Consider the following 18,586-nt stretch of genomic DNA (forward strand, 5'->3'; position numbering starts at 1 on the left):
GTACACTTATGCTACTACTCTTATTCAACAATTTCTCAGCTATTCTCTACTAAACTATGCTCATCTGTTCTAAGGCTGACCTCGCTCCCGAGATCTTCTACCATTTATCCGAACGAAAAGTTAGACTTATTCTAAGCTAATCTTTTAGAATTGTCAATCAATTAATCATAAAAAAGATGTATACATCAACTAGTTATTTGCCTACCTACTCTAGGAAATCAACATGCAGAAAATTAAATTACCATTTATACCCAGTTACGAAAGTAAATTTAGCTTTACAATAACACTTTTCTAGGATTGACCAGCCATATATATCAAGATATATTAACTTTAGAGTTATAATTATTCAACAATCTAAAAAAAGGTAGGTTCGCTAATGTCCGTTCGTAAAAAATTAAATATAGGTTTTATTTCACTTACATTATTTCTATTAGTCTCGAGCATTATTTCTTTTATTCAATTTAAAGCGGTCGAGGGAAATCTTCAGGAAGTACTCGATCAACGCATTATACAAATACAGTTAACTGATGAGATACAGAGGACAACTGATTCACATGGGAAATTTTTGCGTGCGTATATTTTAGATAAGAATACTTCAACAGAAGAAATCTTAAAGGAAACTGAAGCAAAACTGACAGAAAGCATTAATAAGCTTTCTGATATGGTACGTTCTAAATACACTACAGAAAGAGTACAGAAAATTGATGTGTTACATAATGAATTGTTAAAAAAATCCAATGAAGCTATACAAGCATTTAATAATGGCAATATCGATTTAGCCTTATCCTACATAAATAAAGATGTAACGAAAATCAATAACGAAATTTATACACTTTATTCTGAGTTAAGAGACTATCAAAATGAACAACTTGCAAAAATCGATGAAACTGCTAAAAATACTGTGTCACGAGCAATGCTCATTTCTATTGTAATGTTCATTTTAAGTGGAATTGTCGGGTTTTATTTTATGAACTTTGTGAAAAATTCTATTATTGTACCACTTCGCAAAGTAATCGATGCCGCAGATACACTAGCACAAGGTGATTTAACAACAACCAATATCGAACATCATACAAAGGATGAAATAGGCACACTAGCCACAGCTGTGAATACATTAAAACAAAATCTATATTCCCTTATTCAAAATGTACAAGACAGTGCATCACAGCTATCAGCTGCATCTGAAGAACTAACTGCAAGCACCGAGGAAGTGACTGCTACCTCGACCGAAGTCGCTCATCGTGTACAAGAAACAGCAACACATTTATCCACTTCTTCTACCGCTTCACAGCAAAGTGCAGTTGCGATGGATGAAACTTCTGCTGGCGTACAACGTATTGCTGAAGCGACTCAAAGCCTACATCAAAATGCCGTTACAATGAAGAATACAGCAAATGATGGTGGTCAAACAGTCGATACAGCGAAGCAACAAATGGCGTCAATTTCAGAATCTACTGTACGTATCGCTGATCTAACACAAAAACTAAGTAAGCAATCTGAGGAGATTGGACAAATTACGAAAGTGATTACAGCGATTACTGATCAAACGAATTTGCTAGCCCTAAATGCTGCAATTGAAGCTGCACGCGCTGGCGAACATGGCAAAGGCTTTGCAGTCGTTGCTGATGAAGTAAGAAAGCTTGCCGAGGAGTCAAATCAATCAGCGAGTCAAATCGTCGCTTTAACTAATGAAATCCAAACGGATACACGAAATGTAGCAGCAGCCGTAAATGAGGGACTTGCATCAGTACAAGATGGCGTCGTTATGATTAACAATGCTGGAGATGCTTTTTATTCTATTACGACATCAATTAACTCTTTTACAGATCAAATTGAAGATATTTCTGCAACATCGCAACAAATCTCTGCAAGCGCTGAAGAAGTTGCCGCTTCTGTTAGTGAAATTGCAAATAGTGCAAGTATTTCATCCGACAACGTACAAATGATTGCAGTTGTCGTCGACGAACAAGCCGCTACCATGCAGCAAGTCAATAATGTTGCAGTTGAGTTGAGCGAAAATGCTCAACAACTCCAATCATTACTTCACCGTTTTAAGGTATAAGAAAATCTTATTCGCGCTCAAGAGCATGTGACAAGCCGCTTGCCGCGGCTAAGGCGAATACTTAGACATGAAAAAAGAAGAGGCTAAGGTCTACTAAAGAAAAATAGAAAAAAGTGAAATTGGGTGCGCTCAATTTCACTTTTTTCGTTATTTGGAGCTAGTTATGTCCGGAGAGTTTTATCTCAGCCTCTTTTTCATATTCTCTACTCTTATTTTTCGATGCTTACTTTACCAAAATCATCAATTTCCATTGGGTGAAGGTCAAATCCTTTTATATAATCCGCCATTCCCACAGGTGGTGTTGTATGGGCTAGTGGAACCCAAGGTGCATCTTCATGTATTAAACGTTGTGCCTCTTTGTAAAGCTCGATACGTTTATCATGGTCATATTCTACACGTGCTTCTTTAACAAGTTTGTCAAAGGCTTCTGATTTGTAGAAAGCATAGTTACTTGCAGGTTTCTCAGCATTTTCACTCGTTAGGTTTGGATATAAGAAGTTGTCAGGGTCTGCCATTACACCTGTCCATCCCATTAACATCATATCGTGCTCACCATTACTTGCTTTTTCTAAATATGTTGCCCACTCATAGGACTCGATTTCTAGCTTAACGCCTATTTTCGCTAAGTCAGATTGAATACCTTCTGCTATCTTTTGAGGTTGTGGCATATATGGGCGAGGGTTACTCATCGCAAATAATTTCACACTAAAGCCGTCTGGGTAACCTGCTTCAGCTAATAATTTTTTCGCTTCTTCAATATTGTATTTGTAATCCTGTACATCGTCGGCAAATCCCCAAAGTGCAGGTGGAACAGGATGTTTCGAAACATCCGCAAAACCACTATAGAAAGAATCGATTAAAGCTTGTTTATCGATAGCCATATTCATAGCCTGACGTACTTTCAAATCATTGAAGGGTTTTTTCTCCATGTTTAATGCTACATAACCTAAGTTGAAACTTGGACGTTTTACTAGTTGTAAATTGTCATATGAATCGATTGTTGTAACATCACTTGGGTTCACACCATCTACAACGTCAGCTTCACCTGCGATTAATTGATTTAGACGTGCTGCATTATCAGGGACAACTGTAAATGTCATACCTGCCAATTTTGGTTCACCGGCTACATAATAGTTGTCGTTCGCCACAAGTTTAATGTTTTCGTTTGGCGACCAGCTTTCAAATTTAAATGGACCAGTTCCTACTGGATGTTGACCAAATTGATCTTTATGCTCTTGGATAGCGGCTGGACTTGCCATTGCTAACATAGGAATCGCTAAGTAGTTCGCAAATGGTGCAATCTTTTCTTTTAATGTAATTTCCACTGTTTTAGCATCTACGGCTTTTACAGCTTCAATTTTATGGTTTTCATCGCCTTTAAAGCCTCCGAACAGGAATGAATAATATGTAAAATCTCCGCCGACGTGGTATGGATTTTCTGTATCCATCCAACGTTCAAAGTTGAAAACAACTGCATCTGCATTAAATGCCGTACCATCTTGAAACTTGATACCTTCTTTTAAATGGATCGTGAACGTTAAGCCATCTTCTGAGGTGTCATAACTTTCTGCTAATTCAGGCTGTAATTCTAAGTCATTATCATATGTAAATAGTGTTTCAAAAATAGCATGCGTCACACGAATAGATTCGCCGTCTGTGACATTAATTGGATCAAGTCCGACCGAATCTGCACCACGTGCATAAATTAATGTTTCATTATTTGAAACTTTTCCTGTATCATCTTTTTTTGCTGTGTCCTCATCTTTACCGCCAGAACATGCAGCAAGTACCACTGACAAGACAAGAACTAAACAAAATAACAAAGATTTTGTCTTTTTCATGATGTCTACCCTCTTCCTCAAGTTATTCTGAATCCTTTAATACCCATGTACATTATAGCGTATCTTAATAGTTTCAAATAATTTTGTCAATATACCAATTTTAAAAAACAAATGGATTTTTCGGTTTTATCAAGTTAAATTTCTAGTATAATCATTAGAATCTTGCTTTAAGAGCAAAATATACGAATAATAACTTTTATTTCTAATAATATTATTCGGCAATGCAAAAAGAAACCTTGCCTACCATATGTAAGCAAGGTTTCCCAAATTATTTTATACTTGTGGCTCGTCTGAACCCCATTGTTTTTTATCTTTTTTACGAATTTGACCATCTGATTTTTTCATCTCACGGATTTTTAGTGAGTACCAGATTTGGGCTGCGATACAGATAGAAGAATAAATACCTGTAATTAAACCGATCAATAGCGCGATTGAGAAGTTTTGAATAGATGGTGCACCGAAAATAAGTAGTGCTACAACAACGATGATAACAGTCAATACTGTATTCACCGAACGTCCCATCGTTTGACGAAGTGATTTGTTGACGATATTCGCCAGTACTTCCTTGTCTTTAATGACATCGTGTTGATTTAAGTTTTCACGCATACGGTCAAACGTAACGATTGTATCATTGATGGAATAACCGACGATTGTCAGTATTGCAGCAATAAACGTAATATCTACTTCTAAACGGAAGAAGCTGAACATCGCTACGATTAAGAATACGTCATGCAGTAAGGACACGATTGCCCCAACGCCCATGCGCCATTCGAAACGAATAGCTACGTAAATAATAATTCCTAGTGCTGCAATAGCTAAAGCTTTAATTGCATTTTTCACAAGCTCCTTACCAACTGTATCAGATACTGTACTTACAGTTGGCTCATGACCAAACTTTTCTAAAGCATCTTTTTTGAATTTTAAAACTTCATCTTGCGATAGATCATTTTTATAGCGAATTACTGCCATATTTCGATCTTCACCTGAAAGAACTACATCATCAGATGGCAAGTCGATGCTCTCCAAATATTTCATAACTGCTTCTTTTTTCAATGTTTCATTTGCTTCAATTTGAACACGTGAACCACTCAAGAAGTCAACACCTAGATTTAGGCGGAATACACCAAGAACTACAGTACCTGCCACTAAAATTGCTAGTGAAATCGCATAGAACTTTTTACGATTGTGTACAAAATCAAAGCGGTCAAATTTTGTTGATAAATTTAATGTACCGATATTTTCGTCTAAGCTATGTTGTTTAGAACGAGGAATACCGAACCAAGCTGGATTGTCAAAGTAACCGCTGTTCACAAGTAACCCCTGTAACACTCGAGAGCCCCAAACAGCTGTTAAAAAGCTTAGTAAAATACTTATGATTAACGTTGTCGCAAACCCTTTAACAGAGCTTGTCCCATAGTAGAATAGGACCCCTGCTGCTAATAATGTAGTTAACTGAGCATCAATAATCGCTGATAATGATTGCTTCGAACCAAGTTGGAATGCGTGTTTTACTGAATGTCCGACACGAAGTTCCTCACGAATACGCTCAGCCGCTAGAATGTTGGCATCAACTGCCATACCAACACCTAATACGATAGCTGCAATACCTGGCAGTGTTAATACTGCGTTAATCCAGTCAAAGACAACAAGTACTAGGAATGTGAAAATCGATAATGTAATAATCGAGATAAAACCAGGTAAACGATAGTAGAATAGCATAAAGATGAAAATACATGCTACACCAATAATACTTGCAAAAATCGTACTTTTCAGCGCTTGGTCACCAAATTGTGCCCCTACTGAAGTAGAGTAAGTTTCTTCAAGTTTTACTGGTAATGCACCTGCATCTAAAATATCCGCTAAATTTTTGGTTTCTTCAACGGTAAAGTTACCACTAATCATAACATCCGTTGTATTTAATGTTTGGCTAACTGCTGCAGCGGATTCATAGCGAGGTTCCGCTTTTTGCGATTCTGCTTTGTAAGAATCCACACCCTCTTCAAAGTCTAACCAAACGACAAGTAAATTTTGGCCAGCTGGCTTTGCCGCAATTTCACGTGTAATATCTGCAAATTTTTTCGCATCTTTTAATGTAAGCGAAACGATCGGACGATTTTGTTCATCAAATGAAGCACTAGCACCATTTGCCTTTAAATCATCCCCATCTAATAATAAATTATCGTCAACATCACGGAATGTTAAATTCGCTGAAGTTGATAATAATTTACGCGCTGATTCTTGATCCTCAATACCCGCTAATTGCACACGAATACGATTTTTGTCCTCAACTTCGATGCTCGGTTCACTTACTCCGAGTGCATTAACACGGCTACCAAGAGCCGTTGCTGTAGCAGCAACAACCTCAGGTGTAATTTTTTGACCTTCTTTTAATGCTTGTACTTCATAAAGAACCTCAAATCCGCCTTGTAAGTCAAGACCAAGCTTAATGTCCTTTAAGACGCCTTCTACAGTCGTACTAATGGTTGCTGTAAAAAGCACCAAAAGCAGTACGAATGCAACAATACGACTTCTTAATTTCATTGATAAATCCTCCTCGAATTGGTGTAAGTCATGAACTTACACTACAAACAAGTATATTAACCCATACTTTTTGAAGCGTTTATTCCTCCTTTACTTTTAGAATAATGTTGCCTGTGCTTCAAAAGTAGGATTTACTTATTTCAATCGTTCAATAACGCGCAAGTATGTACAGCTTGATTTTTATAAAATGCTTGTACAAAGTAAAAAAGCGCAACACACTCATTATGAAACACGTTGCGCTTGGTGTCAATTCAACACGTATAGTATTCTTATTTTCTTTCAAAATTTCTACATATTTACGATAAAGTTAAATGTGACCTAGTAAGGATTTTAGCTCTTCTGCATTTATTTCTGCAAACCAATTATCTTTTTGTAAAAATTCTACTTGATTAAAGGACACAATATCGGAGGGTGACACATTAAAAACTGTTGCAACGACTTCATAAAGATGTAACTTTTCAATTTCTTTCTTTCTCCATTTCTTTTCTACACAAAAACGCCATAGCTCCTCTGCAGTAATTGTATCGTATTGATAGTACTTAAATTCCTCCATCTTCGTTTCTATAGCTGGACGGATTTTTTCAAATAGTTGTGCATGTTGCATACTCATCTTGAATCCTCCCCAATCAAAGTTGTATCGAAAGAAGTGTTTGCATACAAATAGTGTAAATGAATTTTTGCGGCTTGAGAAGGGACGGATGGCATGAGTTCTTTTGTACGAGGTACATTGTTTTTAATGTTTGTAATTTTTTTATCTAAACTTTTTGGTTTCTTTTATAGGATGCAATTTATGCGCATTGCTGGGGAAGAGGCAGTCGGTATTTATATGACCGCCTATCCTGCGTTTATTTTTTTCCTATCGCTTATTCAACTCGGACTACCTATCGCTGTAGCGAAAATTGTGGCCGAGCTGCTTGCACAAAATAAACGTGAAAGTATTTTTGGCGTTATGCGTACAGCAATTATTTGGTCGTTTATCGGTATGATTGTTTTCATGCCACTACTAGCACTTACAATCCCATATATCTCATCTACTCTTTTACATAATGAACAAACGACCATTACATTGTGGATTGCACTCTTCGCTGTGCCTGTCGCCGTTGGATCTGGTTTACTGCGCGCCTATTTACAAGGTGTTGCAAAAATCTCACCAACAGCATGGGCACAAATGATTGAACAAGGTGTACGTATTGGTTTTATTACTTTTTTGTTACCATTTGTCGCTGGTTATAATAATGCAGCTGTAACTGCTGCCGCTGCGATGGGAATTACATTACTAGCTGAAGTTGTAGCTTTCTTGTATTTATGGCTCCATTACATCGTCTCTAAAAAGAGACTATTGTCACGGAAAAGTGAAGTACAACCTTATCCAGCTACACCTATGCTTCGAGTTGCCATCCCTTCTGCAGGGAGCAAATTATTCGGCTCGTTTACTTGGTTTTTAGAGCCGATCATCTTTTTAAAGGCATTAACAATGGCTGGCTTAACAGCGTCTGCCGCGACCGTATTATATGGTGTCATTTCGGGTGTATTAGTGCCGTTACTCTTATTTCCAGCTTTCGTATCTGCTGCTCTTTCCATAGTGTTAATTCCGGCTGTTAGTGATGCAGTCGCCAGAAAGCACAACACCCTTTTACAGGAGCGTGTTTCTGTTTCATTGCGCTTATCATCACTCGTTGGCTGTGTTGCAGCTACGTATTTTTTCATTCACGGCGACGAACTTGCCATGAGTTTATTTCATCTAGATGAAAACCGTGGTTATGTAAAAATTTTAGCCCCTATTTTTTATTTTTATTATATTCAAAGCCCGCTACATTCCATTTTGCAAGCCGTTGGTGAGGCAAGAGCTGCGATGATGAACTCCATTTACGGTGGGCTCGGTAAATTATTCGTCATGTTTGTACTTGCCTCACAACCTGGCATTCAAGAAAAAGGAGCAGTAATTGCCATTGGTTTTGGCGTTTTGCTTACATCATTCTTGCATATTGCTACTGTCCGTCAACGTAAAAACTTACGTGCTGGTTTCCGCATGTTTGTCGTGCCTTACAGTTGCTTCATCGCAGTTTGTATTGCCCAATATTTTATAATGCAAATCATGCCGTTACCATTTATCTTGAGTAGTTGTATTACGTTATTTTTACTATTTACGCTATTATTATTAGCAAATCAACTTCGTTTTTCCGATTTACGCTATATTCGCAAACTGTCAAAACGTAGTTAATGCTCTTTTAATTGGACATGTAGCTTATTTTCCTCCCATATACAAAAAAAGACGGTGCTAATATCTGTGATTTTTTGTTTTGCTAACTCTGCTAACAGCCAATCTACATCTTTGTGCAAAATCATTAAATGTCGTTCTTGTATATCTCCATCGACAACAAGGGGATAGACAAAGGCTTTTTCATCCTTCTTATAAACAGACAGATTACCAGATGGCTCTAAATAGGCATATGCAATCTCTGTGACAGAAGCGATGCCATTTTCCCGTAGTTGCTGACATAAATCGTCTAAATTATAACGTTGCTTACGCATTTCCTGTTCAAAAATCACGCCATCTCGTACAAGTAGTACAGGATCACCGTCGATTAAATCACGAATTTTTTTATTTTTCAATGACAGATAAGCGCTTAAGATTTGTATGATTAACAAGACAATCATCGGTAGAATCGAATCAAACAATGGACTTTCTAATTCATCAAGTGCAAATGATGCAACTTCTGCAATGATCACAAAAATTACTAAATCCATAACTGACAACTCACCAACTTCTCGTTTACCCATTAAACGAAAAATAATTAAGATCAGCACATATAAAAAACACGTCCGAAAAATAATAGTAATATAATCTTCCATACAGTCACCCCCTTACTATCAAGGTGACCTTACTCATCAATTTTTATACAAAAAAAGACTTACAACATGTCCATGCATATTGTAAGTCTCTTTATCATTATTTTTTTAATAAGTCGTCGTTTACAACACGGCCGATTGCTTGACGGTCGAATTTCACACGAATATTATCAGCAATACTTAATGTTACAACTGTATCTTCAATAGCTTCTACAACACCGTGTAAGCCACCAATTGTAATAATTTTATCTCCACGTTGTAGACTGCTTTGCATATTTTGAGTTTCCTGTTGTCTCTTTTTAGCAGGACGGATTAAAATAAACCACATCGCAACGAACATCAATAAAATTGGTAATAAACCTAATAATTGATCCACAGTTCTTACCCCCTTTCTAATTCTCACTTTTTTAGTATAGACCATTCTACCCTAAAAAAGCGATGCACAAGCACAAAAAATTTCTATTTTACATAACTTTTTACTAGCAAAGGTAAAATAATGCTCAATTTAAGCTTAAAAGTTCTTAGCATCCGGTTTGTTAAATCCATATTTTTCAAAGAATTCTTCACGGAAGTCGCCAAGACGGTCTTCACGAATCGCTTCACGCACTTGCTCCATTAATTTAAGAAGGAAGCGTAGATTATGATACGACGTTAAACGAAGGCCAAATGTCTCTTCTGTACGGATTAAATGACGTACATAAGCACGAGAATAGTTTTTGCATGTATAGCAATCGCAGTTTGGATCGATTGGACCAAAGTCACGTGCATACTTCGCATTTTTCACAACTAAGCGACCTTCAGATGTCATTAAAGTACCATTACGCGCAATACGTGTTGGTAATACACAGTCAAACATATCAATACCACGGATAGCTCCGTCAATAAGTGAGTCTGGTGAACCAACCCCCATTAAATAACGTGGTTTATCCGCAGGCATTAATGGCGCTGTGAATTCTAACACCCTATTCATAATATCTTTAGGCTCTCCTACTGATAAACCACCAATTGCATAGCCTGGGAAGTCAAGCTCTACTAATGCTTCAGCAGAACGACGTCGTAAATCTTCATATTCTCCACCCTGAATAATGCCAAATAAACCTTGATCTTCTGGACGAGCGTGTGCTTCTTTACAACGCTTTGCCCAACGAGTTGTACGATCTACCGATTTCAACATATATTCATGTGTAGCAGGATATGGCGGGCACTCATCAAATGCCATCATAATGTCAGAACCTAAATCATTTTGGATTTCCATCGCTTTTTCTGGACTTAGGAAAAGCTTGTCCCCATTTAAATGGTTTCTGAAATGGACGCCTTCTTCTTCAATTTTACGGAATTGGCTAAGCGAGAACACTTGGAAACCACCTGAATCCGTTAAAATTGGACGATCCCAGTTCATGAATTTATGCAGACCGCCCGCTTCTTTCACGATATCATTACCTGGACGTAGCCATAAATGATATGTGTTCGAAAGAATAATGCCGGCATTCATTTCTTTTAATTCTTCAGGAGACATCGTTTTAACTGTTGCTTGTGTCCCTACTGGCATAAACGCTGGAGTTTCAAATGAACCGTGCGGTGTATGCACGATACCAAGGCGTGCTCCTGTTTGCTTACATGTATGAAGTAGTTCATAACGAATTGCTGGTTGTGTCATAAAATAAAAATCCTCTCTTATCTTGAGTAAAAACAGTACTCCGATTTGTTTCGTTTGTTATTTCCGCTCTACAACATGGTCTGTATTTGACAGTACATTCCACTACAGGCGGCCGCTTTCCGTTCCATGTACTTACATAGTAATTACATCAAGAACATATTTTGGCGTAGAGCCTTACTTTTTTGGTCGAATAAACATTGCATCACCGAAGCTAAAGAAGCGATATTTTTCTGCAACTGCTTGGTTGTATGCACTTAAAATAGTCTCTTGTGTCGCTAATGTACTCACAAGCATTACAAGTGTTGATTTTGGTAAATGAAAATTTGTGATTAAACCATCTACGACTGAGAATTCATAGCCTGGATAAATGAAGATAGAAGTCCAACCTTGCTCAGCACGTATTTCGCCATTATATTTTGAGCCGATTGTTTCTAATGTGCGCGTTGAAGTTGTACCAACTGCCACGACATTGCCGCCGTTTGCTTTGACACGATTTATGACCTCGGCTGCTTCTTCCGTCACACTATAAAACTCGGAATGCATTTCGTGGTTTTCAATGGAGTCTACACTTACTGGACGGAATGTTCCAAGTCCAACATGTAGTGTGATGAATACAATCTCTACACCTTTTGCTTTAACTTGTTCTAATAATTCTTCTGTGAAATGAAGACCAGCTGTTGGTGCTGCAGCAGAACCTCGCTCTTTAGCATATACGGTTTGATAGCGATCTTGGTCATCTAACTTTTCACGAATATACGGAGGCAGTGGCATTTCACCAAGCTGCTCTAAAATTTCATAGAAAATACCGTCATACTTAAATTCGAACAGGCGTCCACCATGATCTAATTCGCCCGTACAAGTGGCAGTCAGTAAACCTTCACCGAACGTAACCACAGTGCCTAATTTTACACGTTTTGCAGGCTTCACAAGTGTTTCCCATTCATCTGTACCAGCTGTTTGTTTTAACAGCAGGACTTCAATATGTGCACCTGTTTCCTCTTTTACGCCCATTAAACGGGCAGGTAAAACACGTGTATCATTTAGCACTAAGCAGTCTCCTGCATTTAGCTCATCTAAAATATGCGCAAATTTGTGGTGCTCCACTTTTTTTGAACCGGGTGTCACCACCATTAAGCGACTGGCAGTACGGTCCACAAGTGGTGTTTGCGCAATTAGTTCCTCTGGTAATTCAAAATCAAAATCTTCTACACGCATTGTAAATACTTCCTTCTTTTATGTTTGTTGAGGATACTCATATCCAAAATGTTCGTAGGCAAGATGCGTAGCTACGCGTCCCCTTGGCGTACGCTGGATTAAACCAATTTGCATTAAATATGGCTCGTACACATCCTCAATTGTCACACGCTCTTCACCAATAGATGCAGCTAATGTATCTAAACCTACAGGACCGCCTTGGAAGCGCTCAATCATATTGGTTACAAGCTTATGGTCAATATGGTCGAGTCCTCTTGGATCAACTTGTAACAGTTCGAGTGCTTGTTTAGCAAGTCCATCAGTAATCATACCATCTCCGAGAACTTGTGCATAATCTCGTACTCGTTTCAATAAACGATTTGCAATACGTGGAGTCCCACGGGAACGTCTCGCCATTTCACCAGCAGCTACCTGCTCAATTTCAACATCAAATAAATGCGCACTGCGCACAACAATTTCAGCGAGTGAAGCATCATCATAATACTCTAAACGCAAAAGCACACCAAATCGATCTCGTAGTGGTGCTGATAAAGCCCCAGCTCTCGTTGTTGCTCCAACTAGTGTGAACGGTGGTAAATCTAATCGAACCGAACGCGCTTCAGGGCCTTTTCCAACGACGATATCTAGACAGAAATCTTCCATAGCTGGATACAATACTTCCTCAATTGCACGAGGCAAACGATGGATTTCATCGATAAATAACACATCTCCTGGTTCAAGCGAGCTTAAAATTGCCGCTAAATCCCCAGGTCGCTCAATCGCTGGTCCACTCGTCATGCGCACATTAACATTCATTTCATTAGCAATTACAGCAGCGAGCGTCGTCTTACCAAGCCCAGGAGGACCATATAAGAGCACATGATCTAAACTTTCCTGACGAAGCTTTGCCGCCTCAATGAAAATTTGAAGATTTTCTTTTACTTTATGTTGTCCAATATACTGCGATAAACGCTGTGGACGTAAAGATAATTCAAATTGCTCATCAAAAGTGCCCGCTTCACCATTTATTAATCGTTCCGACATGAGCTCACCCTCCTTTCATTATGTCAATTTCAATAATAATTGTAATGCCTGCTTCATATACGCATCTGTCGTTTGCAGACTGTCATTTTCCTCAAGGCGCGGACGAATTTTTTCAAGTTCTTTTTCAGAATATCCGAGTGCCATTAATGCTAATAATGCTTCTTCAAGTTCATGTTTATGTGGGTTGACGCCGAATAATGGCAATTCATCCTCCATACTTGGTAATTCAATTGTATCTAGAAGTGAGCCTAGCTTGCCTTTTAAATCAAGGATCATTTGACGCGCAGTCTTCTTCCCAACACCTGGGAACTTCACTAAGAACGGCTCATCCTCACGTTCAATCGCACTAATCACTTGTTGCGGATTGCCTGTCGCTAATATGGCTAGCGCTCCCTTAGGTCCAATACCTGACACTAAAATGAGCTTACGGAATAGCTCACGCTGATCCAAATTAGGAAAACCGTATAAAAGTTGTGCATCCTCACGCACATGCAAATGGACATAGATTTGCTGCTCTGTTGCACTCATACGAAAAGCAAATGGATTCGGGGTATTTAACTGCCATCCAATCCCTTGTTGCTCCAATACAATATATTCAGGCGTAATACGTGTTACTTGTCCTTTTAAATAATCATACATGTAAAATCCCTCACATTCATCGTTATCGATTATAGCATATAGCGAACGAATGCTCGACAAAAAGAAAAGGTAAAAGTCCACCTTTTGCAACCAACGGGAAAAAGAATGACCGCCATATTAACGGTCATTCTCAGCTTTTTTGATATGTTATTATGTCTCTACAAATCTATCACTATCGTACCACAATCTTGGCCAATATGTGAGCGCACGTTTCGTAAATGGTAGTAAATAATCTAAAAATACCATTTGTTGATTTAGTGGTAAATCCAGCACATACAACCACTCACGTAATAGCTCATTCGGAAATTTTAATCGATGTAGTTTTCTTTTATCTAAACGCTTAAGTTGTGGTAATTCAACAATTAGTTTTTCTAAATCATAATCCACTGCCGGTAACACCCGATGCAACCATAAGACATATTCGTCATCTGCCTCACCTATATGAGCCAAATCAAAATCTATAAAGCGCAGTTTCCCATCTGTGCACCAAAGAAAATTATGATGAACCACATCTCCATGCAAAAGTGTTAAATCATTTTCCTCTACATCTTCCATTTCAATTAATCGTAGCGATTTTTCACTATATTTAAGTATTTGTGCAACTTCCTCTTTCGTTAAAAATGCACGTATCTCATTGCGTCGACTTTTAAAGCGCATCAAACGCATTTGCCATTTTAATAGTTGTGAGTGTTGGTGCAATCCCTGCACTTGCTGCCAAGCAATTTTTTTAGACGAATCATGCAATGATATTAATAAATCAAGCGATTGCTGTCGATCCTTTTTCTTCGAGAAATCTGCGCTATGGCTTCCTTCTTGCCACAATTGTACAATAAGTTGTTCATCATCACTTGGTACTAACGGTAATGCAAGCGAAGGCTCAAAATGAGCTAGCTGTTGATGAATTGTTCTTACTTTTTCAGCAACTTCTAATTGCTTCGCTCTTTTCACAAAATAATAATTAGACTCATATTTATACTTCCAAATATTAGGTTTTAATTCTTCGACGATATACACGATCTCACCATCGATAAGGCGTCATCCCACCAGGGAAAAATTGAGGTGGCGTCCATGGCGCAAATGGTGGGCATGGCGGTTGACAGTGGCATTGATCAAATTGCCAATTTGGCATCATCGGTGGTGGCATTTCACAAGGCTGTTCCATTTGGTGATGGTGCTGATGGTGTTTTACATTAAATAAAGAAGAAAATGAGCTCGATTCTCGGTATTGACCAGCTCCAGCTATATCATAGGCGGGCATTTGGCATGCCGCCTCTTGTTGCGGCATAGGCATCGAACATGGCATCTCTTGTGGCTGCATTGGCATCTGCATCTGTGGCATTTGCATCTGCGGCATTGGCCAGAACATCTGATGGTGCATTGGTTGGTGACAACTCGAACAATGTGGCATCATGTGCATTTGCGGTTGGTGGCAACTCGAACAATGTGGCATCATGTGCATTTGCGGTTGATGGCAACTCGGACAATGTGGTATCTGTGGCATTACAGGCATTTGTGGCATGATATTCATTGGTGGTGGAGGTGCTGGTTGAGGTGCTGGTGTTGGTGGAGGTGCTGGCGCTGGTTGGGGCGCTGGTGTGTGTATCTGGATTGGTGGTAAAGCCGGCTGTTCCATTTGTGGCATAACTAATTGCTGATTCCAATTCATCTCTAAAGGCGGTTGCATCCACATCTGTGGTTGTTGCATAGGCATTGGCATTGGGAACGGTATCGGAATCATTTGAGGCGCTGGTGGAGGCAGAGGTCTTGCCTCCTCCTTTTTAACACTTTCCTTTACATGATGCGTCGGTTGAACAGGTGCTTCTTTTACATGATGCGTTGGTTGAGCAGGTGCTTCTTTTACATGATGCATTGGTTGAGCAGGTGTTGCTTTGTGTATTTTTTCAGGCAAAATAATCTCCATGCCGGGCACAATATAATCGGGGTTGGCAAGATGGACGTTGAGCCGTTTCAAATCTTCAAACGAAATGCCGTACTCTTTGGCAATCTTCCACAATGTATCTCCCTTTTTAACAATATGAATACGCACTTTCTTCCTCCCTTCCTCTCTTCGTATCATATGTGCGAATATCTATTTGGATACAAAAAATTCACGCATAACCAAAAAGCTTCATGTTACACTAAGCACTAAGGAATTGATTTCCTTCATTACTGGCAGAGGTGATCTCTTATGAAAAAAATGTTAGGCGAGGAACGCCGACTGCAACTTCTTATACAATTACAAAAAAGCAAAACGCCCATTACAGGGACAGATCTAGCGAAATTTGCGAATGTTTCTAGACAGGTCATTGTGAATGACATGACCCTTTTAAAAGCAAGAAATGAGCCAATCATCGCGACAAGCCAAGGCTATCTATACATGCACCCAGATCAACTCAGTCAAACTGTTGAACGCACGATCCCTTGCTTCCATTCATCAGGAGATGCAAAAGATGAACTCCTTACGATTGTCGACTGTGGTGGCACAGTAAAGAACGTGATTGTCGAACATCCCATTTATGGTGAAATTACAGCTTCCATTATGGTATCTAATCGACATGATGTAGAGAGATTTATACAACGCGTTCAAGATACAAAAGCGAGCTACCTTTCAGAACTTACAGGTGGTACACATTTGCATGTTATTTCTGCACCCTCTTTAGAAACGCTAGATATAATCGAAAATGCCTTACGTACTAAGGGCTATTTAGTGAATGAACAATAGTATAAAAACTATAAAAAAGATTGTCCGTATGTAATCGGACAATCTTTTTTATAGGAACATCATTGAATCAAAAAATGTACGATGTATTTGTATTTTATTCTCGTTTTCCACCCTAGCTGCTCGATAATTTCATCCATGTAGATGCAAATAAAAAGTGCAAATGCCATTACAGCACATGCACTTCTTATAAAAAGCGTTGTCTTTGTTCTGCAGTTGGTAGCAAGCATGCTTCCTTTTGACCAAATAATCGATAACGACTTTTGGCAAAAAGTCGATAGAAAAAGTTACGAATAAAAGGCGGTACAGCAAGCAAAACATAAAATAATTTCCAAGCTCCGTCTAAATGTCGACAAACTCTTAAAGGAGCAGTGGATTCCGAATAAGCCTGACCACCTTCTATCAAAATCACACTATCTACATCAGCAGGAATTTTATATTCTTTAAGTAGCCTTTGCCCCTCTTCACTTTGAATCGAAGCAAACTGAAAGTAAGCAGCCTTATCACGCTTGATAATAAACTGCACACTGCTATCGCAAAAATTACAAATACCATCAAATAAGATTATGCCACTCATTTAATCGCCTCCTACCCAAACTTCACGACTCTTCTGGTGTAATATACGTAAAGTATGTACCTAGTGACTTCACTTTGCAACCAAGAGCAGCTAACTCCTCCATCGCCCCACGCATCATCGGCTCTTTTTCATCTGCCAAGACATCAATCATGAAGAAGTAATCGCCAAGTCCTGTTTTTAAAGGACGTGACTCAATTTTACTTAAATTAAGCTGACGCCATGCAAAAACAGATAGAACTTGGTGAAGTGCCCCTGAACGGTCCGTTGGTAAGGTAAGCATAAAGGTTGTTTTTGCCTGACCATCTGATAATTCTTGTGGTAGGCGTTTGTTTTGCTTCGATAATACAAAGAAACGAGTATGGTTGAAGTGGAAATCATGTATGTTTGCTTGAACTATTTCCAAGCCATATTTTTCAGCAGCTGAAGCATTCCCAACTGCCGCAATACATTCAGTTGGATTTTCGGAAACAAACTTTGCTGCTGCCGCTGTCGAAGTTGTTTGATGTAGCGGTACATCACTAAAACGATAAAATAAATACTTATGGCATTGCGCTAATGCATGTGGATGCGAATAAACACCCTTAATAGATTCCCAGTTTTCTTTTTGCTCTTTATTGACCATTAAATGCTGCTGAATTTTCGATTGTAGCTCACCTGTCACATAAAGTGTTGCTTCATGGAATAAATAATCAAGCGTTAGCGGTACCGAGCCCTCTAATGCGTTTTCAATCGGCACAACTGCTAAATCCACTTTGCCCTCTGCGACTGCCTCAATACACTCTGGAATTGTAGCACATGGCACAAGCCAATCATTCGGAAAAACCCCCTTCGTTGCTAAATATGTAAAAGATGCTTCTGGTCCTAGGTACGCGACTCTTTTTTCCCATTGTTGATTTGTCATTGAAATTGCCTCCTTTGCTACAACTAGTAGCATTTAAACCATTCATAATTTTCTAATATCTCCGGTTAAAAAGAAAGAGCGCACAAAATATGCGCCCATTTCTATTACAATGCACCTGAACTAATAACTTCTGCCGATTCTACAAAATCAAGACGTTTTAGTTGTTGCATTAATTCATCTAGTTCACAACTCATGCTCGTTACATCTAACGATAATGTGACGTTTGCACGACCTTGAATTGGAATCGTTTGATGGATTGTAAGTACATTACAATGTGTGTTCGTCACAGTTTCTAATAGCTTTGCAAGCGTTCCTTTACGGTCCTGAAGCTGTAAAAAGACTGTTAAAATCCGTTCTTGCACAATAGAGTGGAAAGGAAAAACAGCATCACGATATTTATAAAACGCACTACGCGATAAATCTACTTGCTTTACCGCATCCCATATGGAAGATACCGTACCACTTGAAAGTAAGTGTTTTGCCTCCAAAGTTTTTTGCATAGCATCTGTCAAAACGTCTTCACGAACTAAATAATATCGCTGGTTAGCAACGTTTTTCATA

Annotated in this window: 17 protein-coding genes and 1 other annotated feature (1 of these 18 only partly in view); of the genes, 3 read left to right on the top strand and 14 right to left on the bottom strand. The window is 38.7% G+C overall.

The genetic code is table 11. The features are described from left to right. Positions 1–37 (bottom strand) — a binding site (T-box leader) (it extends 180 nt beyond the left edge of the window). A 339-nt stretch (positions 38–376) separates the two neighbouring features. Beyond that, on the top strand, positions 377–2,062 hold the full coding sequence (locus ACIQZG_RS01035; RefSeq protein ID WP_402753298.1) for a methyl-accepting chemotaxis protein: 1,686 nt from the start codon (positions 377–379) through the stop codon (positions 2,060–2,062). 209 nt (positions 2,063–2,271) lie between these two features. Here ACIQZG_RS01035 and ACIQZG_RS01040 read toward each other — a convergent pair whose 3' ends face one another. The 3 genes from ACIQZG_RS01040 to ACIQZG_RS01050 form a co-directional block, all read right to left on the bottom strand. Then, positions 2,272–3,903 (bottom strand): ABC transporter substrate-binding protein, encoded by a 1,632-nt coding sequence (locus ACIQZG_RS01040; RefSeq protein WP_402753299.1) that lies wholly within the window; start codon positions 3,901–3,903, stop codon positions 2,272–2,274. A 273-nt stretch (positions 3,904–4,176) separates the two neighbouring features. After that, the gene (gene secDF / locus ACIQZG_RS01045) at positions 4,177–6,444 is read right to left on the bottom strand and encodes a protein translocase subunit SecDF (protein ID WP_402753300.1); all 2,268 of its coding nucleotides are present in this window, start codon (positions 6,442–6,444) and stop codon (positions 4,177–4,179) included. Between the two features lie 307 nt (positions 6,445–6,751). Continuing rightward, positions 6,752–7,054: a post-transcriptional regulator gene (locus ACIQZG_RS01050; protein ID WP_402753301.1), complete on the bottom strand. Its 303-nt coding sequence runs from the start codon at positions 7,052–7,054 to the stop codon at positions 6,752–6,754. Between the two features lie 93 nt (positions 7,055–7,147). Between ACIQZG_RS01050 and ACIQZG_RS01055 the strand changes: the two genes are divergently transcribed. Further along, a complete protein-coding gene (locus ACIQZG_RS01055; protein ID WP_402753302.1) occupies positions 7,148–8,665 on the top strand; it encodes a putative polysaccharide biosynthesis protein in 1,518 nt (505 codons plus the stop codon). Here the strand turns inward: ACIQZG_RS01055 and ACIQZG_RS01060 are convergent. From ACIQZG_RS01060 to ACIQZG_RS01095, 8 genes are all read right to left on the bottom strand, one after another. After that, positions 8,662–9,297 (bottom strand): DUF421 domain-containing protein, encoded by a 636-nt coding sequence (locus tag ACIQZG_RS01060; protein WP_402753303.1) that lies wholly within the window; start codon positions 9,295–9,297, stop codon positions 8,662–8,664. The two genes, ACIQZG_RS01055 and ACIQZG_RS01060, sit on opposite strands and share 4 nt — an antisense overlap. A 97-nt stretch (positions 9,298–9,394) precedes the next feature. Further along, positions 9,395–9,670 carry a preprotein translocase subunit YajC gene (gene yajC / locus ACIQZG_RS01065; RefSeq protein WP_402753304.1) on the bottom strand — a complete coding sequence of 92 codons (276 nt, stop codon included), beginning with the start codon at positions 9,668–9,670 and terminating at the stop codon, positions 9,395–9,397. A gap of 135 nt (positions 9,671–9,805) precedes the next feature. Continuing rightward, on the bottom strand, positions 9,806–10,951 hold the full coding sequence (gene tgt / locus ACIQZG_RS01070) for a tRNA guanosine(34) transglycosylase Tgt (RefSeq protein WP_402753305.1): 1,146 nt from the start codon (positions 10,949–10,951) through the stop codon (positions 9,806–9,808). 174 nt (positions 10,952–11,125) lie between these two features. Further along, the gene (gene queA, locus ACIQZG_RS01075) at positions 11,126–12,166 is read right to left on the bottom strand and encodes a tRNA preQ1(34) S-adenosylmethionine ribosyltransferase-isomerase QueA (protein ID WP_402753306.1); all 1,041 of its coding nucleotides are present in this window, start codon (positions 12,164–12,166) and stop codon (positions 11,126–11,128) included. Between the two features lie 18 nt (positions 12,167–12,184). After that, positions 12,185–13,189, bottom strand: coding sequence for a Holliday junction branch migration DNA helicase RuvB (gene ruvB / locus ACIQZG_RS01080; protein ID WP_402753307.1), 1,005 nt, complete (start codon positions 13,187–13,189; stop codon positions 12,185–12,187). 18 nt (positions 13,190–13,207) lie between these two features. Further along, the gene (ruvA, locus tag ACIQZG_RS01085; protein ID WP_402753308.1) at positions 13,208–13,828 is read right to left on the bottom strand and encodes a Holliday junction branch migration protein RuvA; all 621 of its coding nucleotides are present in this window, start codon (positions 13,826–13,828) and stop codon (positions 13,208–13,210) included. A gap of 150 nt (positions 13,829–13,978) precedes the next feature. Then, positions 13,979–14,842 (bottom strand): phosphotransferase, encoded by an 864-nt coding sequence (locus ACIQZG_RS01090; RefSeq protein ID WP_402753309.1) that lies wholly within the window; start codon positions 14,840–14,842, stop codon positions 13,979–13,981. A gap of 4 nt (positions 14,843–14,846) precedes the next feature. Continuing rightward, entirely contained in the window at positions 14,847–15,875 is a 1,029-nt protein-coding gene (locus ACIQZG_RS01095; RefSeq protein ID WP_402753310.1) for a LysM peptidoglycan-binding domain-containing protein, read from the bottom strand. Between the two features lie 141 nt (positions 15,876–16,016). Here ACIQZG_RS01095 and ACIQZG_RS01100 point away from each other — a divergent pair, with 141 nt between their 5' ends. Next, entirely contained in the window at positions 16,017–16,550 is a 534-nt protein-coding gene (locus tag ACIQZG_RS01100) for a transcription repressor NadR (RefSeq protein WP_402753311.1), read from the top strand. A gap of 184 nt (positions 16,551–16,734) precedes the next feature. On the opposite strand, the gene ACIQZG_RS01105 is transcribed toward ACIQZG_RS01100, so the two are convergent. From ACIQZG_RS01105 to ACIQZG_RS01115, 3 genes are all read right to left on the bottom strand, one after another. Continuing rightward, positions 16,735–17,124, bottom strand: coding sequence for a thiol-disulfide oxidoreductase DCC family protein (locus ACIQZG_RS01105; protein WP_402753312.1), 390 nt, complete (start codon positions 17,122–17,124; stop codon positions 16,735–16,737). A 22-nt stretch (positions 17,125–17,146) separates the two neighbouring features. Beyond that, positions 17,147–18,025, bottom strand: coding sequence for a prephenate dehydratase (pheA, locus tag ACIQZG_RS01110; protein ID WP_402753313.1), 879 nt, complete (start codon positions 18,023–18,025; stop codon positions 17,147–17,149). Positions 18,026–18,129: 104 nt separating this feature from the next. Then, positions 18,130–18,585, bottom strand: a complete 456-nt coding sequence (locus tag ACIQZG_RS01115) for an ACT domain-containing protein (protein ID WP_402753314.1) — start codon at positions 18,583–18,585, stop codon at positions 18,130–18,132. Position 18,586: the final 1 nt, after the last annotated feature.

This window comes from Lysinibacillus sp. NPDC096418 (genome assembly GCF_044762775.1).
Classification (GTDB): Bacteria; Bacillota; Bacilli; order Bacillales_A; family Planococcaceae; genus Lysinibacillus.

What these genes read in the sequence shown, in the direction of transcription:
- ACIQZG_RS01035 (WP_402753298.1), top strand. Translation starts at nt 377, where the DNA reads ATGTCCGTTCGTAAAAAATTAAATATAGGTTTTATTTCACTTACATTA.
- ACIQZG_RS01040 (WP_402753299.1), bottom strand. Translation starts at nt 3,903, where the DNA reads ATGAAAAAGACAAAATCTTTGTTATTTTGTTTAGTTCTTGTCTTGTCA.
- secDF (WP_402753300.1), bottom strand. Translation starts at nt 6,444, where the DNA reads ATGAAATTAAGAAGTCGTATTGTTGCATTCGTACTGCTTTTGGTGCTT.
- ACIQZG_RS01050 (WP_402753301.1), bottom strand. Translation starts at nt 7,054, where the DNA reads ATGAGTATGCAACATGCACAACTATTTGAAAAAATCCGTCCAGCTATA.
- ACIQZG_RS01055 (WP_402753302.1), top strand. Translation starts at nt 7,148, where the DNA reads ATGAGTTCTTTTGTACGAGGTACATTGTTTTTAATGTTTGTAATTTTT.
- ACIQZG_RS01060 (WP_402753303.1), bottom strand. Translation starts at nt 9,297, where the DNA reads ATGGAAGATTATATTACTATTATTTTTCGGACGTGTTTTTTATATGTG.
- tgt (WP_402753305.1), bottom strand. Translation starts at nt 10,951, where the DNA reads ATGACACAACCAGCAATTCGTTATGAACTACTTCATACATGTAAGCAA.
- queA (WP_402753306.1), bottom strand. Translation starts at nt 12,166, where the DNA reads ATGCGTGTAGAAGATTTTGATTTTGAATTACCAGAGGAACTAATTGCG.
- ruvB (WP_402753307.1), bottom strand. Translation starts at nt 13,189, where the DNA reads ATGTCGGAACGATTAATAAATGGTGAAGCGGGCACTTTTGATGAGCAA.
- ruvA (WP_402753308.1), bottom strand. Translation starts at nt 13,828, where the DNA reads ATGTATGATTATTTAAAAGGACAAGTAACACGTATTACGCCTGAATAT.
- ACIQZG_RS01100 (WP_402753311.1), top strand. Translation starts at nt 16,017, where the DNA reads ATGAAAAAAATGTTAGGCGAGGAACGCCGACTGCAACTTCTTATACAA.
- ACIQZG_RS01105 (WP_402753312.1), bottom strand. Translation starts at nt 17,124, where the DNA reads ATGAGTGGCATAATCTTATTTGATGGTATTTGTAATTTTTGCGATAGC.
- pheA (WP_402753313.1), bottom strand. Translation starts at nt 18,025, where the DNA reads ATGACAAATCAACAATGGGAAAAAAGAGTCGCGTACCTAGGACCAGAA.
- ACIQZG_RS01115 (WP_402753314.1), bottom strand. Translation starts at nt 18,585, where the DNA reads ATGAAAAACGTTGCTAACCAGCGATATTATTTAGTTCGTGAAGACGTT.